Below are 18,026 nucleotides of genomic sequence, written 5' to 3' on the forward strand. Positions count from 1 at the left end.
CACTCTTAACATATTACATGATAAGAATATTTCATACAAGATGGAATTTTGAGAATATTTACCCTTCTATTAACAAAAATCCAATCAGTAGTTAGCATACCATTATTTTCTTGTTATATGAAGCGCTTTCAAATATTTTATTAGTTTTTATTCATAAAGAGGGTTAACTGTGCATTTATGATAGAGATATTTTATTTTGTTTTTTACTCGTGAATTTCTCAAGTTCCAGCTATTTTGTTTCATGGAACTCGTCTGACCCACATATTCTAGCTAAGCCCTATTTCCAATCTAGTCCCAACAAAAAAACAACCCTCACACTAATGAGGGTTGTCCTTAAGCTCAATATCTCTATTGAATTGTTGTTTCTTTGAAGTTGAAGATGTTGTAAGAGTCGCCTTCAAAGTTTTGTACGTTGTTATTATGTGCATTTAGGTTTTCACCGTGTCTAATAAAGATGGCTGGTGCTTCGTCGACTAGAATTTGTTGTGCTTCTTCATACATGCCAGCACGTGTATCCTCATCTGTTTCCTGACGCGCTTCATCTAATAGAGCATCAAGTTCGGGATTACTGTAGAACGAACGGTTACCATCTGGACCGATGTTATCACTATGGAATAGTGGTGAAATACCATTATCTGGGTCACCTGTTGAGTTGCTCCATCCTAGGATGAACATATCATGTTCCCCAGCACCTGTTGCTTCAAGGTATGCACCCCATTCAACTTGCTCGACGTTGACTGTAATGCCTAGCTCACTTAGTGATTCTTGTAACCATAGTGCGACATCGACACGTTCTGGGTTATCATCATTCACCATCAAGTTAATTGTTAGATCTTCAACGCCAGCTTCGTCTAATAATTCTTGTGCTTTGTCCATATCGTATTCTAAGCCCTCAAGGTCTTCAGAATAGCCAAGTACACCTGGTGCGAGTGGTGCAGATGCTGGAGTACCTGATCCATTATAAACACCATCTAATACTGCTTGGCTATCAAAGGCATGTGTAATCGCTTGGCGGACTTTCGGATCATTGAAAGGTTCTTTTTCAGTATTGAAACCAATGTAGTCAATTGATACTGATTCATTTCTTAGCAGTGTAACGTCAGCGTTTCCTTCAACTCGTTCAATATTACTAGATAGTGTTGAGAGAATTGCATCTGATGTTCCTGATTCCAATTCAGCAAGTCTTGAGCCTGGCTCTGAAACAACTTTGAAATCTACACCGTCAAGAAGTGCAGGTTCGCCGTCCCAGTAGTCATCATATCTTACAACAGAAGTCACTTCACCAGGACTACGACTTTCAAATTGGAAGTAGTTTGTACCGACTGGCTCACTTTCAACAAGCTGACCAACATATGAACTAATTTCATTTGCAATCGCTTCGTGTTCTTCTCCACCAGCATCACGTAGTTCATAATATTCCTCAAGTGTTACATCACTACCCGCTTCATCTAATGCATTCTGGTAATCTGCATCAATTAAATCTTTTGAAATCATTTTACCTGCACCGTGAGTTAAGTTATTTGCTAATGGAGCAAATGGATATTCAGTAACTAATTGAACAGTGTAATCGTCAATGACATTAACTTCAGTCACCATATCGAGTAAGAAGGCTCTTGCTGACGCTTTAGCCGGGTCTTTTAGACGTTCGATATTTGCTTTGACGACCTCTGCATTGAATTCAGAGCCATCATGGAATGTCACACCTTCACGTAATTTAAATTCCCAAGTCGTATCATCAACTTGTTCAAATTCTTCGGCGAGTACAGGAACAATTTCTAAATCTTCATTTTGTGTCACTAATGGTTCATAAATCGTGTCACGAATTTGTTCTGATGGTACATCATTACTACCATGTGGATCCATCGACACCGCATCAGAAGGAATGGCCAAGGTCATTGTACCGCCTTCTGCTCCTCCTTCTTCACCGCCACCTGTTGCTTCATCAACATTACTGTCATCGCTACAAGCAGCTAGAATAAGTATTAAAGCTCCCAATATGGTCAAAAAACTAAATTTTTTCATTTGAAACCCCCTATTTCTCGAGAAGTTAAATACTTCTTTTAATATTCAGAATTTTACACTATAAATGATTTTACTACAACATTTATTTTGAATATTAGAAAAATTGAATGCGTTTACTTTTATGAAGTAGCCACCGTCTGCTTTTTTAAATTTTCAAATAACTATTATTAAAAATTTAACCGGTATTATCACCGGTTACTTATGATAGATCTATTAAAATATTTTCAATCATCCGCCTGGCTTCTATACCCTCTTTAACGGGATACAAGGGGAAAACGTGATTTTGCTCTTCGAACTCAAAGTATTCAAAATCCGCACCTTCATCCTCGAGTCGATCGACATATTTTCTAATATCAGGTACTAAAATTTCTCGTGTACCTGCAAAAATATATACCTTCGGTAGGTCTATGACGTTTCCATACACTGGAGACACTTTATAATTATTATAGTCCGTGTCTCCTCTCCAAAGTTTACCAATAACTTGTAGTTTTTCTCTTTTAAGCATCGGTTCCACTTCGATAAAGTTCTCAATCTCAGGATTATTCAAAGATACGTCCATCCACGGACAAATGACGATCTGTGCTTTTGGTAGTGTTTTACTTTGTTGATATAAATACTGTACTAGACCCAAGGTTAAACCGCCACCTGCTGAATCGCCCATGATAATTAGGTCATCGTTCTCACTAATCAATTGTTCATAGAGTACTTGCACTTGTTCATAAGCTTTTTCATATGTATGCACTGGTACTTTCGGATATATTGGGACAATAAATTCTAAGCCGGTTTCCTTAACTAGTTTATTGATGAAGCGCCAGTGAAATGGTGAGGGTTGATTGATGTAACCTCCACCATGTAAATATAGTACACGCGTATGAGACTCTACTTCGTCCGGAGATACTGTGTAAACTTTCATATCTGAAACAAAATAATGGTCAATATTTGATCTGAATAAACTCGTTGGTATCTCATATTCATCACTATTTTCTTTTTCTTTTCTTTCGAGTAATTCTTCATCCGCTGTCGTATTATCAAAGGTTGCCACTCTGATGACATCCTCTGCGAGCTCACTCCCCACACTACGGTGATTGACGAATATGGCACGGTAAATATAAGTGAGTACACCAAATATCGCTGTTATTGTTGTAATCGTCCTCAGTAAGACCTTCATGCATTCACGCCTTTCAATATTTTATAAATGAAACCGTCTCATTAGTTGAGTCATAAAGCTTTCGTTGGCAATTAAGAGCATCAGTATAAAAGACACTGTGCCCAGTGATGCAGCTGATACAGCTGGCCAAAGAACGTGTGACACGCCTGTAAAATAGAGAATCAATGGCAGATAACCCAATCCAATCATCATCAACAGGAAACTAATATAGCCTGTCCACTTCATTCTTACCTTTATAATCAGCATACAAATTAACACGATACCTGCCAGTATTATCAGTGGCATAACATAGTCAACAGACCACTGTAAGGAACCTGTCATGGCATCAATGACCAAAAGTAAAAACGTCAAGCTGACGACTTGGGCAATAATCTTACCACCCAAATGCGAAGGTGATAAGATGGTGTGATTTAAAGACACAAGTAAGTAGAACACCGCCACTGCTACATAGAATACCCATAAGAACCGAGGCATAACGATAATATTGACTAAGAGACAAATAATCGTCGCTAGGATGCCACCGAAAACTGCAAATTTTGCGAGTCGGTCTTTAACTTTAAATCTTTTCTGATCATAAGCAGGATAGGCGCGTTCTTCTTTTGGTAAGTCTGTCGTTGAAAGCAACTGATGACAGAGCGGACATGCTCGTTGTTTCGTATTAATCTCACATTCTGAACAGCGATTCATCTTACTCTCCCCATCCATTGGAATGCACGGTTACTTCTAGTCCCGTCATTCGCGTAAGGTTTTTAAAAAATGCTTTTATAAATTCATTTTCGTCAATAGACCTTGCAAAAGTCATTGTTAACTTATTATTAATTGTTGCCGCCCCACAATTGATTGGACTCTTTTTAGTTGGGTATAAAACGATATCCATCCAATCGATAAAGGGACGCATTTCATCTGGTACTTTTACATTTCCTAAGTTCGTCAGAGTCAATGTCTTTCGATTTTCGCCCACACTATTAAAGGCAAAACGCATAATAGGATACTTTATAAAGACTGGAACAATTCTTAGTAGTAAATTTTTCTGGAAGGAGACAAAGTGATTAATCCCCCTCTGTAGAAAAGATTTTTCCGTTTTCTTAATAAGTTCTCTTGTGACAGCTTCTATAATTTCATCCATTGTCATATCTTTTTTTACTTGAACTCCGATGTTTGAGACAGAAAAGAAATTTCTCATGGTCTTAGAAGGGAACACTTTCCTAAGGTTCACCGGTATTGCCACACTAATATAAGCGTCACTATTTTTCTTTCTTTCTTCATAGATCGTCAGAATCAATACACTGGTTAGAAGCCCGGTTAATGAGGTTCCCTGACTTTTGGCAAAGGTATTGAGTGCACCAGCATCCATAATACCCTGCACAAGATTAATACCTCTTGGGCTTAACTCAGTACCGGATAATTGGTAGGCTTTTTGATCTTTGTCTTGGCTTTTAGCTGGTTCACTATGATTGACATAGCGAACAAAGCTGTCTTCTGACTCTTCTTGGTCTACCTCATCTTCAGGTAACAGAATTGTGCCGTCCGTCATTATGTTTTTACCCATCAAATATAAGTACTGATAGACGAGTGTTTTTAAAAATTCCTGGGCACCTCCGCCATCTGTTACAGAATGAAATACTTCTACAGATATTCTCTTGTTGAAATATAGGACACGAATTAAAAAGGCATTATTTTCCTTTCGATCAATCGGTGCACATGGATAATCTGTTTCTTCTTTGACTAACAGGCTGTCATCGTTTGCCTCTAGAAAATCCCAAAATAAACCTTTTCTTACCCTGACCATTAAAGTTGGAAAGCGTATTGCGACGATGTCAAGCGCTTCTTGCAGCACTTCTGGATCAATCATTTCATATAGAGTGGCTGAAACTCTGTAGACAGCAGAATTAGACGAACTTGAAACAGCATGAAAAATCTTACCTGTATTATCAATCTTATACCACTGACTCATCTTTTAACCCTCCATTTTCTCTTATACAAATTGTATATCTTAGAGCAATAAAAAAGAAGTAAAACCGTCAAAGGTTCTACTTCTTACTATAATATAGGTAAATTTATTCACTCTCTAAAGTGACGTTTCTGAAGTCTGGTTTGTTAAAGTTATTAATTTCTAATCCCTGTACTTCAGTTCGAGCTGCATTGGCACTTTGTGCTTGTCGAATTGAAACAAATGGTTGATCTTCGATTAAGATCTCATCCACTCTTTGGTAAATTTCTTCACGTTTACCTTCATCTAGCTCTTGTCGGCCTTGTTCAAGTAGACTATCCACTTCTTCATTTTCATAGAATGAGCGGTTACCACTCGCACCTTGCATTGAAGAATGCACTAATGGCCAGAATGATTGGTCTGGATCTCCAACTGGGTTCGGCCAACCTAGAATGAAGAGGTCATGTTCTCCGTTAGACACAGCTTCTAGATACGCACCCCACTCTAATTGCTCAATCTCTAAATTAATACCTATCTCTTTTAGTTTTTCTTGCATCAATACAGCAAGGTCTACACGTTCTGGTGAATCATTCGTCATAACAGTTAAATCAAAGCCGTTCTCATAGCCCGCTTCATTAAGAAGTTCTTTGGCACGCTCTGGATCATAATCTAGATCTTCTAAGTTTTCGTTATAGCCAAGTAATTCTTGTTGAATCGCACCTTTCATCTCACGACCGACACCGAAGTAGATACCTTCCATAATTTCTTCCTTATCTACCATGTGTGCAATCGCCTGACGTACACGCTTATCTTCAAGTGGACCTTCTTGAGTGTTCATACCGATGTATTCATTCGACAGATTATAAACCGGATATGTTTCCATCTCTGGATGATTTTCTATACGTTCCCACTGACCATTATCAAATCCTTGGATAAAGTGAGATTGGCCACTTTCAAGTTCTGCAATTCTTGATGCATCCTCAACGACAACTTTAAAGGTCACAGTATCTAGTTTTGCAGGCTCATCCCAATAATCATCAAAGCGTTCGACAACAATCTCTTCACCTGGTGTTCTCGATTGGAATTGCATATAGCCTGTACCAATTGGCTTTTGCTCAATAATCGCACCGGTATTATTACCTACTGCTTGAGCAACCGCTTCGTACTCCTCACCACCAGATTCTCTTAGTTCATAAAATTCTTCTAAGCTGATATCTTGGTCACTTTGATCGATTGCATTTTGATAATCCTCATCTATTACTTCTTTTGATACAATACCTGCACCATCATGTGCTAAATAATTTAAAAATGGTGAGAAAGGATATTCAGTTACAATTTCAATCGTGTAGTCATCGATTACATTGATTTCTGAAATCATTTCAAAAATGTTGGCACGAGCCGATGCGACTGCCGGATCCATAATTCTTTCAAAGCTTGCTTTTACAGCGTTAGCATTGAAGTCTGTCCCATCATGGAATTTTACACCTTCTCTTAAGTTAAAAACCCAAGTCGTATCATCTGTTTGTTCATAATCAGTCGCAAGTCTAGGCTGTGGGTTTAGGTCCTCATCTAAATAAAAGAGGCCTTCGTAGATGACATTTCTTCGCTGGTCAGACGGTAAATCATTTTGACCTGCGGGGTCAAGTGATGAAGCATCACTTGCATAAGATGCGACTAGGTCTCCACCCGATGAATCTGAAGCTGCATTTTCACTCTCCATTACTTCAGAATCATCTGTACATGCTGCGAGCATTAGTAGGGTCATGGCAAATATTATGTATTTAAATTTTTTCATTACTATCCTCCATTTACAATTCATATTACTACACTATGTTTTAGCGTAAATCATATTATACCACTCGGGATTGATTAATCAAGATGCTTGCTCATACAAAAATCAAATGACCTAATATTTAATTGATCATTAAATTTAAACCCTAGTCATAAACTACGAATTGGAAGTTATCATTAACAAATTTCTGAATAATAGCAAATAAAGCCTGTCATATGGGTGTTACCGTTTTCAATTGTGTACAATTTTAGGAATCTTGGCAGTAAAAAGTATAGACTTATTCACTATCTTCTTGTTATAGTCGAGACGTCGATGTATTATTAAAAGGTATTTATCAAAATACAGTGACTTATCTTAATATTTTGTCTTAGAGGGGGTTTATACTAAATGTCTAACATTCAACCTAGTCAGGTTCCAGCAAAGAAACCCGCTAATCGCCGTGTTGAGAACTTTAAAGATTTCTTTACAAAATTAAAGAAAAATAAAGCAGCACTCACTGGTTTCTACGTATTGGTGTTTTTCTTACTTGTCTCAATCTTTGGGGCACTGGATTCTAACTATAATTTTTTAGGGGTGAATTCTAACGCCACTAACCTTACCGATAAATTACTTGGTCCTTCTGGACAGTATTGGTTCGGTACAGATCACCTTGGGCGCGATATCTTTTATCGTATCCTACATGGTATGTACATAACCTTAGGCGTCGGTTTCGCAGCAACATTTATGGCTGCATTGGTCGGTGTACCAATCGGTATTATTGCCGGCTATTACGGTGGATGGGTCGACACTGTAATTATGCGTCTCATGGACGTTTTACTTGCTTTCCCTGGTATCCTACTTGCACTTGCAATTGTCAGTGTACTAGGTGGTAGTACAATCAACGTTACAATCGCCATCGCAATCGGTGCCCTACCGCAATTTGCACGTATTGTCCGTGGGTCCACATTGACGACTAAGAAACTTGAGTACGTCGATGCTGTAAGGGCTTTAGGTGCGCGTGATGGTAAGATTATTTTCCAGCATATTCTACCTAACATAATGTCACCAATTATCGTTAATACGACAATCTTTGTTGCGACAGCGATTCTTTCTGCAGCGGGTCTATCATTCCTAGGTCTTGGTGTTCAGCCACCTACGCCTGAATGGGGTGCCATGCTAAATGATGGTCGTAACTATATGTATCAAGCAGCTCACATTACATTCTTCCCAGGTATCATGATTGTAATTGTCGTTCTTGCGTTTAACTTATTTGGGGACGGCTTAAGAGATGCGCTTGATCCGAAGTCTAAAAAATAGGAGGGGGATTTCATGACACAGTTTATTATACGAAGATTACTTCAGCTTATCCCGGTGCTACTCGGTGTTACAGTTCTCGTCTTCAGTCTGATGCATCTCACTCCTGGTAACCCAGCGGTTATCATGGCCGGAGAAAGTGCACCTGAAGCAACGGTAAAAGCGATTGAAGCAAGATTAGGATTAAATGATCCACTATATGAACAATACTTTCGTTTCTTAGGTAATGTTGTTCAGTTGGACTTCGGTTCTTCTATTCGAGACAACATTCCAGTATTCGATCACATTAAAGCACGTTTTGCAATCACACTAGAATTATCAGTGATTTCTATGATCTTCTCTATCTTCTGGGGTCTCCTTGTTGGGATTATTTCAGCAGTTAGAAAATATTCATTCGAAGATGTTGCAATGATGGTTATCGCTTTATTTGGTTTATCAATGCCAAATTTCTGGTTAGGTCTCATGCTCATCCAGTGGTTTGCAATCGAATTCCCAATCTTTAAACCTACTGGTTGGGGGAGCTTGGAACAAAACGTCTTACCAGTTATTACACTCGGTACTGCAGGTGCTGCGATTATCGCGCGTATGACACGTAGTTCTATGCTCGACGTTATCGACCAAGATTACATCCGTACCGCTCGTGCCAAGGGCGTTAAAGAGGGTACTGTAATTCTCCGCCACGCACTGAAAAATGCTTTGATTCCTGTTATAACTGTTGTTGGTATTCAGTTCGGTAGCTTCTTAGCCGGTTCAGTACTAACAGAGAGTGTATTTGCAATCAACGGACTCGGTCGACTGATTATCGATTCAATCTTACAACGTGACTTCCCTGTCGTTCAGGGTGCAATACTTGTTATCGCAGTTGTTTTCGTTATCGTTAACCTCATTGTCGATATTTCATACAGATTGCTCAACAAGCGCGTAGACTTAAACTAAGGAGGAGAGGAATTCATGTCAGAAGATATAATTCTCGATATAAACGATCTCCGCACTTCCTTCTTTGTTGGTGACAATGAAGTAAAGGCAGTAGATGGAGTAACATTCCAAGTACCTAAGGGTAAAACTTTAGGTATCGTTGGTGAGAGTGGTTCTGGTAAAAGTATTACTGCCCTATCGATTTTAAGACTGATTGAAGAACCAGGTAAGATCAAGAGTGGGAGTATCAAATATAAAGACGAAGAACTAACAGAAGCAAAAAATGCACGTATGCGTCAAGTACGTGGTAATGAAATATCTATGATTTTCCAGGAACCAATGACATCACTAAACCCGACATTTACAATCGGTCAACAGCTGAGAGAATCATTTAAGATACACCAAGGCTTAGGTAAAAAAGAAGGTACAAAACGTGCGATTGAAATGCTCGAACTTGTCGGTATTCCTTCACCTGAAAAACGTGTGAATCAGTATCCTTTCGAACTATCAGGCGGGATGAGACAACGTGTCATGATTGCCATGGCACTTGCTTGTAAACCTGAATTACTTATTGCCGATGAGCCAACAACCGCTCTAGACGTAACAATTCAAGCTCAAATTTTAGAGCTCATCAAAGAACTGCAAGAAGAAATCGGTATGAGTGTTGTAATGATTACTCATGACCTTGGTGTCGTAGCAGAAACTTGTGACTACGTTGCCGTAATGTATGCAGGTAAGGTTGTAGAATACGCAGATATCTATACCTTGTTTGAGAATCCTAAACATCCTTATACAGTCGGTCTCTTAAACTCACTACCACGACATGACAAAACACAAGATGAACTCATTCCAATCAAGGGTAACGTCCCTGCTCCAGACGAAATGCCAACAGGTTGTCGTTTCGCACCACGTTGTCCATTCGCATCAGACATTTGTAACACACTCCCTGAATTAGAAAGTGTTGGAGAGGGTAACGAAGTTAGATGCTGGATTCATACAGATCAATGGGACGGAGATAAGGAGGTGCAACTGAATGCCAAGTAAAACTTTATTAAATGTCGAGAATTTAGAACAGCATTTCCCTATTAAAGGGGGCTTTCTCGGTAGAACAATCAACCATGTTAAAGCAGTAGATGGTATTACCTTCCAAATCAAAGAAGGTGAAACAGTTGCAGTTGTTGGTGAATCAGGTTGTGGTAAATCCACAACTGGCCGTGCAATCCTACGCCTTGATGAGCCAACAAATGGTAAGGTTGAATTCTTAGGTCAAGATGTTTTATCAATGTCTAAAGATGAAATGCGTAAGATGAGAAAAGATATGCAAATTATCTTCCAGGACCCATACGCGTCACTTAACCCACGTAAAACGGTTAGACAAACACTATGGGAAGCAATGGACATTCAAAAAGTTGTGCCTCGTAAAGAACGCACACAAAAAATTATTGAACTGATGGAAACAGTTGGTTTACAGAGACACCAAATCGACCGTTATCCACACGAATTCTCAGGTGGTCAGCGTCAACGTATCGGTATTGCAAGAGCTTTATCTGTTAATCCTAAGCTCATCATCTGTGATGAGGCAGTATCCGCACTTGACGTATCAATTCAGGCGCAGGTTTTAAACTTATTAAAACGCCTGCAAAAAGAATTCGGTCTAACTTACCTATTTATCTCACATGACTTAGGTGTTGTCAGACACATTGCAGACCGTATCGTTGTTATGTATTTAGGTAAAATCGTTGAAATTGGGGATACGGATGCGATTTTTGAAAATCCACAGCACCCATACACAAAAGCCTTATTATCAGCGATTCCTGTACCCGATCCGAGAAATAAATCACAGCGTATCTTCTTACGTGGTGATGTGCCTTCTCCAATCGATCCACCAACAGGTTGCCGCTTCCACACACGTTGTCCTTTCGCGACGGATCACTGTCGTACAGCTGATCCTGCTCTAGAGCAAAAAGGTGAAGGCTACGAAGGTCATCATGAAGTCGCTTGTCACTACGCCTTAGATATCGAAAGTGGTAAACACGAGGCTCAGTACGAAATGTACAATGTACGTGAAATACTGGATGATGAAAGTGAAGAAGCAGTTCATTCTGAACAAGACGAATATACTAAGTCATAAGATATATGATTATCCCGCAAAGCCCTAAAGGCTTTGCGGTTTTTTTGTATTTTAAAGATATTTACTTAAGGGGCTGGTGATAAGTCCTTGGTTTCATCACCACTTATCACTGCCCAACTCCACACCACCATAAAAAAGACGTGCACCATAAAGGTACACGCCTTAACCGAAAACTTAATATACAAACACATCGAGTACGAAGAATAGTACTAGGAAGATGTAGATAATCACATCAAACACTGCACTGGATATGAAGGCTAAGAATGACCCTATTGCTGCCTTAAAGGCTTTTGACATATCCTTTATCTGCACGAATTCGACGATAAATACAAAGACAAATGGTACGAATAATACACCAAATGGTGGGTAAATAAACATTCCGACGATGGCACCAATAATGGCTGCAAGTTCGCCTCGCTTACTTCCCCCAAACTTTTTAACAAAGTAAGAGTTGGCTGCAATGTCACTGATGAAAGTCACAATGGTTAGGGCACTAGCGATCAGCCAGAACATCCACGATAACTCGTCTCCGATGAAGAAAGTATAGACTAAAAAGCCGACCCAAAACATAATAACAGACGGGATGACCGGGTAAATGACGCCTAGAAAGCCTAAGATGAAGCTGACTATGACGATTATCCATAAAATAATATCCATCAAATATCTCCTTTTCTAACTTCTTTTTTAGTAAAGAAGAATAGAATAAATGCTGTAAACAAGAATGCTGCACTGATGTAGAATGAATTTTCAACGCCTAGAAGGTCATTTGCAAATCCACCCAGTAGGTTACCAAGTAACTGCCCGACAATCATTGCATTGGCAAATAGCGTCGATGCATAACCAGGAAATTGTGGTAATAGGTCTTGGAAGTATGAAATCCCGAGCCCTAGTAAAATTGCTAAAAATAAAGCTAAGGGAAGTTGTCCAATTAACATCATCGTATAGCTTTCAAAAATACCGATTGATAAGAAATACATACTGCCGATAAAACCAGCAATGATTAACAGTGTTTTAGATGATACTCTCGATGCGACATAGCCCATTAAAATCATCAAGGGAACTTCTAAGCCTGCACAAAGACTCGCAAGGATACCAACAGCACTATCTCGTTCGCCTAAATACCCCGTTACAAAGAGTGGCATATTTAAGAGGTACATCCACTGTCCGACATGAAGAAAAATAAAGGCTATAAAAGGCACGAATAAAGTAAGGCTCTTCATTATGTTCGGACTTTCGACCTCTTCATAACTCGTAATTTCGATTGCAGTAGATTCTGCAGGGGCTGCAGAATTCTTAATCAAGAAACTCGACATAAATACAACTAAAAACATGATTACTGTGCCAAAGAACAATCCTGTAAAATCATAACGTGCAAGTAAAATGGAACCGACTAAAGGTCCAAATAAGAATCCAAAGCTAAACATTGAACGCAAAATCGTATTTGCCATTACAGCGATGCTAGAACGATACTGGTTAATAGATTCTCTTGCTGAGGCATAGAGCTGCGGCATGGCCGGTGCACCTAGTGAGAAGAATAGAATATAAGCAATAATTAAAATCCAAGTGTTTGGGATGATTAAGAAACTTAAAAATGCACAAATTTGCATCAGTAAAGCTGCGATAATTAAATATTTACGGTCGAATGTTAACCGGTCACTAAAGCGACCAATAATCGTATTAACGATAAAACTCCCAACAGCAGCTGAGGCCATAAATATACCGTAAGCTGATGATGACATGCCATGGTGTTCAGTCATGAAAATAACAAGGAACGGGGCTGTGATTGCAACAGCCATACCGAGCATCGTCATATTCATTAAAAATAATTTATAGTTTTGAATTTGGAATAAGTCTTTAATCATTGCTTGTCCACCTTATTTTAGTCTCTTAGCTTGCTTTCATTTTTAATCAATTCTACGAAAGATGCGACTTGCGGTAACATCAATACACTTTTATCGTACGATAAAAATGTTTCCCTTATCAGCGGACTATCTTCAACCATGACTTCTTCAATATGATAATTTTCAAGGTCCAAACCTTCAAGTACAAGTTCAGGTAGTACAGTAATGCCAACTTTTTTACGTAATAGTTCACGACACGTTGTAATCTGATCCACAAAGATTTGTGGTTCGTACTTCGTGTTAAAGCGTGCTTCAAAGAAATTTTTAATATGAGTGATATAGGCAGGATCCGCCTGGAACTCAATGATTGTTAAGTCTTCAAAGTTCGTATCTTTCGGGGTCACTAGATAATGACGGTCTCTATATAAAAGCTCATTTTCCTTATTCAACACCCGAGAGCCACGTACAATTGACAAGTGATATTCACCTTGGTTAGCGATAATTTCTTGAGTGGAACCTACATTTATTTTTACATTTACACTCGGGAAATCATTTAAATACTTATAGAGAATATCAGGTAATATCGAGTACCCAATTAGTGATGACACACCAATTGAAATATTCCCTTCTACTTCACCTTCATTCGCTAGAATATAATCTTTTACACGGCTTTCTTCGTCGACAACCTTTTTAGCATGCTCTATAATTTTTTCTCCAACACCTGTAGTGTATAGTGCTTTTTTTGTTCTAATAAAAATCTGCACGCCCCACTCATCTTCGATGGATTTCAATCTTTGGCTGACTGCCGGTTGTGATATATATAATTTTTCTGCAGCTTTACGTAGAGTTTTGGCTTCACTCAGTGTTGCAAGTAAACGGTAATCATCTACTTTCACGGTACTACCTCCATTTAAGAAGCCATTCACGGTTTCCGGAATGGCTACATTAATTTTTTAAGTTCAGTTAGTGCAAAATCTGCTAGCGCCTTAAACTGTGAAAAATTACTGTCGATTTCATGCATTAAATCATTTGCGACCTGATAGGCAAAATCTCTTTCTTTTTTAGTAATCTTTCCCTTTTTTAAAGCACGTTTGATATCTTCTTCATCGACAAGTTCATATCGACCATCTGGTAAGGCCAAAACATCAAGATACATATCTTCCCGTCTCGCTTTACCAGGTTCTAATGTGTGTGAATAATTAATGTCGAAATAATACTGTATCTCTGTCCAACGTTCATCGTACATGACTGTTAGACTGTAATTTCTATTTTCAGGTAGGAGTTGCATCCATTTATAATTGTTGGCTGCCACGAGTGTATCTTTACCAACGACTGGTACCACAAGGGGTTCACGTACCTTGTGCATGTGAATCATACCGACCAGGATTTTTTCACCTTTGTAAGTCAGTACGGTTTCATCGTATTTTGAACGCACTAAGCGTCGCCATTTTTTCTTATCCAGATACTTCAACTTCATGGCATTCATCTCCTAATGGTAATTATACAAAAAAAATTAAACAAAAGTATAGAGATAGGCATTTATATTTGCTATCTCTATAACTTTTGCTTATATTTTATCGAATCGATAGGAGACTGTAATTCATATATGTTTCATACTCTGCCTGTGGGTCCTCAATAAATCCAGGATAACTGTATAAGAGTAATTTGCCACTGGTAGGATCGATATCTTGTTTTGAAAAATCAGTAACAAAGTCATTTCCATCTACTTCTTTTAGTTCATATTTCTTATCTAATTCATCAACTGTTAAAGTCTCATAGTCGGTTACAAACGCTTCGTATTCATTCTCTTCAAGATTAACTGTGTACAATACACTTGTCTTATCAATGCCTAGTAGACTTAAAACCTCATCTTTATTCTCAACATTTTCTGTTATTGCAGGATTATAAATCGAGCTTGTTCCATAAATAGAATCATCTACATAGTTTAGATTCAGGCCAATTTGCCCTGTCTCGTTAACAATGACCGAATGGTAAAGTGAAAGTTCAGCGAGAGATGCTTTGTAACTGTCGACTATATCTTTATCTAAATAGACATTATATTCATTACTGCTGATACCGATAAGTTTAGGCGTTTGTTGAGCATAAGCAAGTACATCTTCATGCTTTTGATACTCACTAAAACGCTGACGATCCATTAACTGAACTGCCTCTGAATCAGAATTTAAAGTATTAAATTGATAGGTCTTTATACTGCCATCCTTCATTTTATACTGCACATTGATTGTTGCTTCCATCTCTTTTGAAAAATCTGGACGACTTCGTTCTTCACTAGCAATTTCGTGTATTGTTCTCGCCGTTTGAATCGCACCTTTAGAATCGTCAAAACCATAACCAGCTTCAAGATATTTCCTAGATGCTTGGTCCATCATCATGGCATCATTATTTAAACTGACACTCTCAATCTCATTTGTCTCAGGTATATCTTCCACATATCGTGTGAAGGCGAAAACAAAAATAATCCAAAAAATGATAATCAATACTATAGTTAGAATCAGTGAACGCCACTGAAATTGTATTTTAACACTGTTTTGAAAGAGCATTTCAATGACAAGGTATGACACCAATGCACCGACGCTAAAACTAATAATGGAGATAATAACGGATTGCTGTAGTAAAAAGGATACAACAACACCCAGTGCTAACATGCCCGTGATTGTTGTTAGAGCAATGAGTAGGTTTCTTAACCAGGTAAAGTTAAAACTCAAATGCACACTCTCATTTCTTCTGTACTTATATAGGACAAATGATAAGATAATAAGGATAATTGCTAGTATGCCGAAAATCAAACTCAGCCCAACATTTAACCCCATGTATAGTTGATTCACTGCCAATATAGGAAAAGTCGCATCTAAGACCGGTTGGATATAAGCTGTTATATCAGTTGATATACCGTCAAAGAGTAAGCTTGCAGTACCATGAATGAGTGTCCATAAGACAATCGGTAAAAATAAAATCAAAATTATTATTTGTAAATGTAAGAATGATCCGTTGACTAAATAGCCTGTGAAAAGGGCGATAGAAAACATCACTAGATGTGTAAAAATTGAATATACTAACCATTTCCCTATTTCTAAAAGTGTAATATTCGTAGCAATTGTCATACTTTCTGCCACAAGTATTAAACCATTTACCAAGAGAGGGATGACAATGGCTAAAAATCCTACTATCAGAACATGAATAAGTAGGTTTGAGCGCTTTATGGGTAAGGAATGTATAAAATCTGATGAATCTACCTTATACAAGTAGTTTATTAGAAACATACCGACAAGCGTCGAAAATGCTAAACCGATTATTTGTTGTCCAGCAGACAATTCCAATAGACTGCTTCTAACTGTACCACCAACAATCATGTTATTATTCATGGCGTCTATCCAAATGATGAGTGGTAAGGCGATAATATTCATGACCATGTAGACCACTGTCATCCAAAATATAAGACCCGTGAAATGACCCAGTAGATTTCTATTCAACAATGACATTTGAGATTTCATAACCCATTTCCCCCATTTCATAAGTGAATATTTCTTCTAGTGTTAATGGCAATATATCGTACATTAATGGGTTATACTTACTCACTTTTTCTTCTACTTTAGAGAGATTCCCTTTAATAATACATGTGATAATTCGTCCCTTTTGACTCGAATGTACAACGTTTAAATCTTCATAAAATTTATTGTCAGGTAGCGTTTTAAAGGCAATCTGTAATTTACAATGACTCCCTCTAATTTCAGACAAGTCTTGATTAAATAGGATCTTACCATGATGCATGATAGAAACTGAGTCACATAAGTCCTCCATTTCTCTTAAGTTGTGACTTGAAGCAATGACCGTCATCTTATGATTAGCGATATCTTGCATCATAATATTTTTAACTTGTCTTCTCATAATTGGATCTAATCCATCAAAAGGCTCATCTAAAAGAAGTACTTTCGGTCGACTTGAGAACGCTAATATAAAAGATGCCTGGCGTTTCATTCCCTTTGATAGCTGATTTAGTTGAGTATTTGGAGCGAGACCAAAGTGTTGAGACAACTGTACAAAGCGCTCAGATGACCAGTTCGTATACATTGCCTGATAAAAATTAGCCATCTTTTTCAAAGTTGCACCCTTAAAAAAGAATGGAATATCATGAAGGAGAATCACATCATTTTTTACTTTGGGACTCTCAAAAATATCAGCACCATCATAAGTGACACTTCCTTTGTCCGCCTTGTAAACACCCGCCATAATTTTCATCAAGGTCGTCTTACCCGCTCCATTTGAGCCAAGTAAACCATGTATGGTTCCTGGTGCGATATCCATTTCTATATGATCCACAGCCACTTTTTTTCCAAAATACTTTGTCGCTTGATTAATGTTCAGCTTCATAACCATCCTCCTTCTCCTTATAAATTCCATCGACAAATGCCTTTACCTCATCGCTCGATACCTCAAGAAAGACAAGCTCACCAATCGGCGCTTTAAGCGATTCTAAAATCACCCTTATTCTCTCTTGATTCACTTGATTCGTTATTTCATTAACAAAACTTCCACGTCCCGGAAGTGAGCTCACATAGCCTAGCCTTTCCAATTCCCTATACGCTTTTTGAATGGTATTAGGATTTATTGTCAGTTCTGCTGCCAATGTTCTAACGGAAGGTAACTGCTCGTTAGCTTGAAGTACGCCTTTAATGATCTGTTGTTTTATATTATCAACAATTTGCTCATACAAGGGTTGTCGGCTTTTAAGATCAATTTCAAACATAATTTACCTCCTCCAACTAACTGTATTACATATTATAATACAGTTAATACAATATTTTGTCTATAAATTATAAAATATTATTCATTTAAACTTGCTTTTTAAGTATTTACTGGTTATGATGTAAAACAACATTTAATAATATTTATACAATTCAAAGTATATTAATTAT

Annotated in this window: 16 protein-coding genes; 4 read left to right on the forward strand and 12 right to left on the reverse strand. The window is 38.0% G+C overall.

Going from position 1 to position 18,026, the window contains the following annotated elements; translation table 11 throughout:
* Positions 1-348: 348 nt before the first annotated feature.
* The 5 genes from H624_RS0106820 to H624_RS0106840 all read right to left on the reverse strand — a co-directional run bounded on the left by H624_RS0106820 (position 349) and on the right by H624_RS0106840 (position 6,915).
* A complete protein-coding gene (locus H624_RS0106820; protein WP_026866931.1) occupies positions 349-2,022 on the reverse strand; it encodes a glutathione ABC transporter substrate-binding protein in 1,674 nt (557 codons plus the stop codon).
* Positions 2,023-2,221: 199 nt separating this feature from the next.
* The gene (locus H624_RS11745) at positions 2,222-3,190 is read right to left on the reverse strand and encodes an alpha/beta hydrolase fold domain-containing protein (protein ID WP_051220514.1); all 969 of its coding nucleotides are present in this window, start codon (positions 3,188-3,190) and stop codon (positions 2,222-2,224) included.
* Positions 3,191-3,211: 21 nt separating this feature from the next.
* On the reverse strand, positions 3,212-3,877 hold the full coding sequence (locus H624_RS0106830) for a DUF6320 domain-containing protein (RefSeq protein ID WP_026866932.1): 666 nt from the start codon (positions 3,875-3,877) through the stop codon (positions 3,212-3,214).
* A 1-nt stretch (position 3,878) separates the two neighbouring features.
* Positions 3,879-5,144 carry an alcohol acetyltransferase gene (locus H624_RS0106835; protein WP_026866933.1) on the reverse strand — a complete coding sequence of 422 codons (1,266 nt, stop codon included), beginning with the start codon at positions 5,142-5,144 and terminating at the stop codon, positions 3,879-3,881.
* Between the two features lie 103 nt (positions 5,145-5,247).
* Positions 5,248-6,915, reverse strand: a complete 1,668-nt coding sequence (locus tag H624_RS0106840; protein WP_026866934.1) for a glutathione ABC transporter substrate-binding protein — start codon at positions 6,913-6,915, stop codon at positions 5,248-5,250.
* Between the two features lie 384 nt (positions 6,916-7,299).
* Here H624_RS0106840 and H624_RS0106845 point away from each other — a divergent pair, with 384 nt between their 5' ends.
* Genes H624_RS0106845 through H624_RS11750 form a run of 4 tightly spaced genes read left to right on the forward strand, consistent with a single transcriptional unit; the run spans position 7,300 to position 11,251 of the window.
* Positions 7,300-8,208, forward strand: a complete 909-nt coding sequence (locus H624_RS0106845) for an ABC transporter permease (protein WP_026866935.1) — start codon at positions 7,300-7,302, stop codon at positions 8,206-8,208.
* Positions 8,209-8,220: 12 nt separating this feature from the next.
* Positions 8,221-9,141, forward strand: a complete 921-nt coding sequence (locus H624_RS0106850) for an ABC transporter permease (protein ID WP_026866936.1) — start codon at positions 8,221-8,223, stop codon at positions 9,139-9,141.
* Positions 9,142-9,156: 15 nt separating this feature from the next.
* Complete coding sequence (locus tag H624_RS0106855; RefSeq protein ID WP_026866937.1) at positions 9,157-10,164, forward strand: ABC transporter ATP-binding protein; 1,008 nt, start codon at positions 9,157-9,159, stop codon at positions 10,162-10,164.
* A complete protein-coding gene (locus H624_RS11750) occupies positions 10,154-11,251 on the forward strand; it encodes an ABC transporter ATP-binding protein (RefSeq protein ID WP_051220515.1) in 1,098 nt (365 codons plus the stop codon). The genes H624_RS0106855 and H624_RS11750 overlap by 11 nt, the downstream gene beginning before the upstream one ends.
* Before the next feature lie 174 nt (positions 11,252-11,425).
* Here H624_RS11750 and H624_RS0106865 read toward each other — a convergent pair whose 3' ends face one another.
* The 7 genes from H624_RS0106865 to H624_RS0106895 all read right to left on the reverse strand — a co-directional run bounded on the left by H624_RS0106865 (position 11,426) and on the right by H624_RS0106895 (position 17,857).
* Positions 11,426-11,908 carry a DUF456 domain-containing protein gene (locus H624_RS0106865; protein WP_026866938.1) on the reverse strand — a complete coding sequence of 161 codons (483 nt, stop codon included), beginning with the start codon at positions 11,906-11,908 and terminating at the stop codon, positions 11,426-11,428.
* Positions 11,908-13,113, reverse strand: a complete 1,206-nt coding sequence (locus tag H624_RS0106870) for an MFS transporter (RefSeq protein WP_026866939.1) — start codon at positions 13,111-13,113, stop codon at positions 11,908-11,910. The genes H624_RS0106865 and H624_RS0106870 overlap by 1 nt, the downstream gene beginning before the upstream one ends.
* A gap of 17 nt (positions 13,114-13,130) precedes the next feature.
* Positions 13,131-13,988 (reverse strand): LysR family transcriptional regulator, encoded by an 858-nt coding sequence (locus tag H624_RS0106875; RefSeq protein WP_026866940.1) that lies wholly within the window; start codon positions 13,986-13,988, stop codon positions 13,131-13,133.
* A gap of 44 nt (positions 13,989-14,032) precedes the next feature.
* On the reverse strand, positions 14,033-14,569 hold the full coding sequence (locus H624_RS11755) for a ribonuclease FAU-1 family protein (protein ID WP_035856334.1): 537 nt from the start codon (positions 14,567-14,569) through the stop codon (positions 14,033-14,035).
* 97 nt (positions 14,570-14,666) lie between these two features.
* The gene (locus tag H624_RS0106885) at positions 14,667-16,604 is read right to left on the reverse strand and encodes an ABC transporter permease (RefSeq protein ID WP_026866941.1); all 1,938 of its coding nucleotides are present in this window, start codon (positions 16,602-16,604) and stop codon (positions 14,667-14,669) included.
* The gene (locus H624_RS0106890) at positions 16,576-17,481 is read right to left on the reverse strand and encodes an ABC transporter ATP-binding protein (RefSeq protein ID WP_026866942.1); all 906 of its coding nucleotides are present in this window, start codon (positions 17,479-17,481) and stop codon (positions 16,576-16,578) included. Before H624_RS0106890 ends, H624_RS0106885 begins: the two co-directional genes overlap by 29 nt.
* Positions 17,465-17,857 carry a GntR family transcriptional regulator gene (locus tag H624_RS0106895; protein ID WP_026866943.1) on the reverse strand — a complete coding sequence of 131 codons (393 nt, stop codon included), beginning with the start codon at positions 17,855-17,857 and terminating at the stop codon, positions 17,465-17,467. The genes H624_RS0106890 and H624_RS0106895 overlap by 17 nt, the downstream gene beginning before the upstream one ends.
* Positions 17,858-18,026 lie beyond the last annotated feature (169 nt).

The organism is Jeotgalicoccus marinus DSM 19772, assembly GCF_000425825.1.
Taxonomy (GTDB): Bacteria; Bacillota; Bacilli; order Staphylococcales; family Salinicoccaceae; genus Jeotgalicoccus; species Jeotgalicoccus marinus.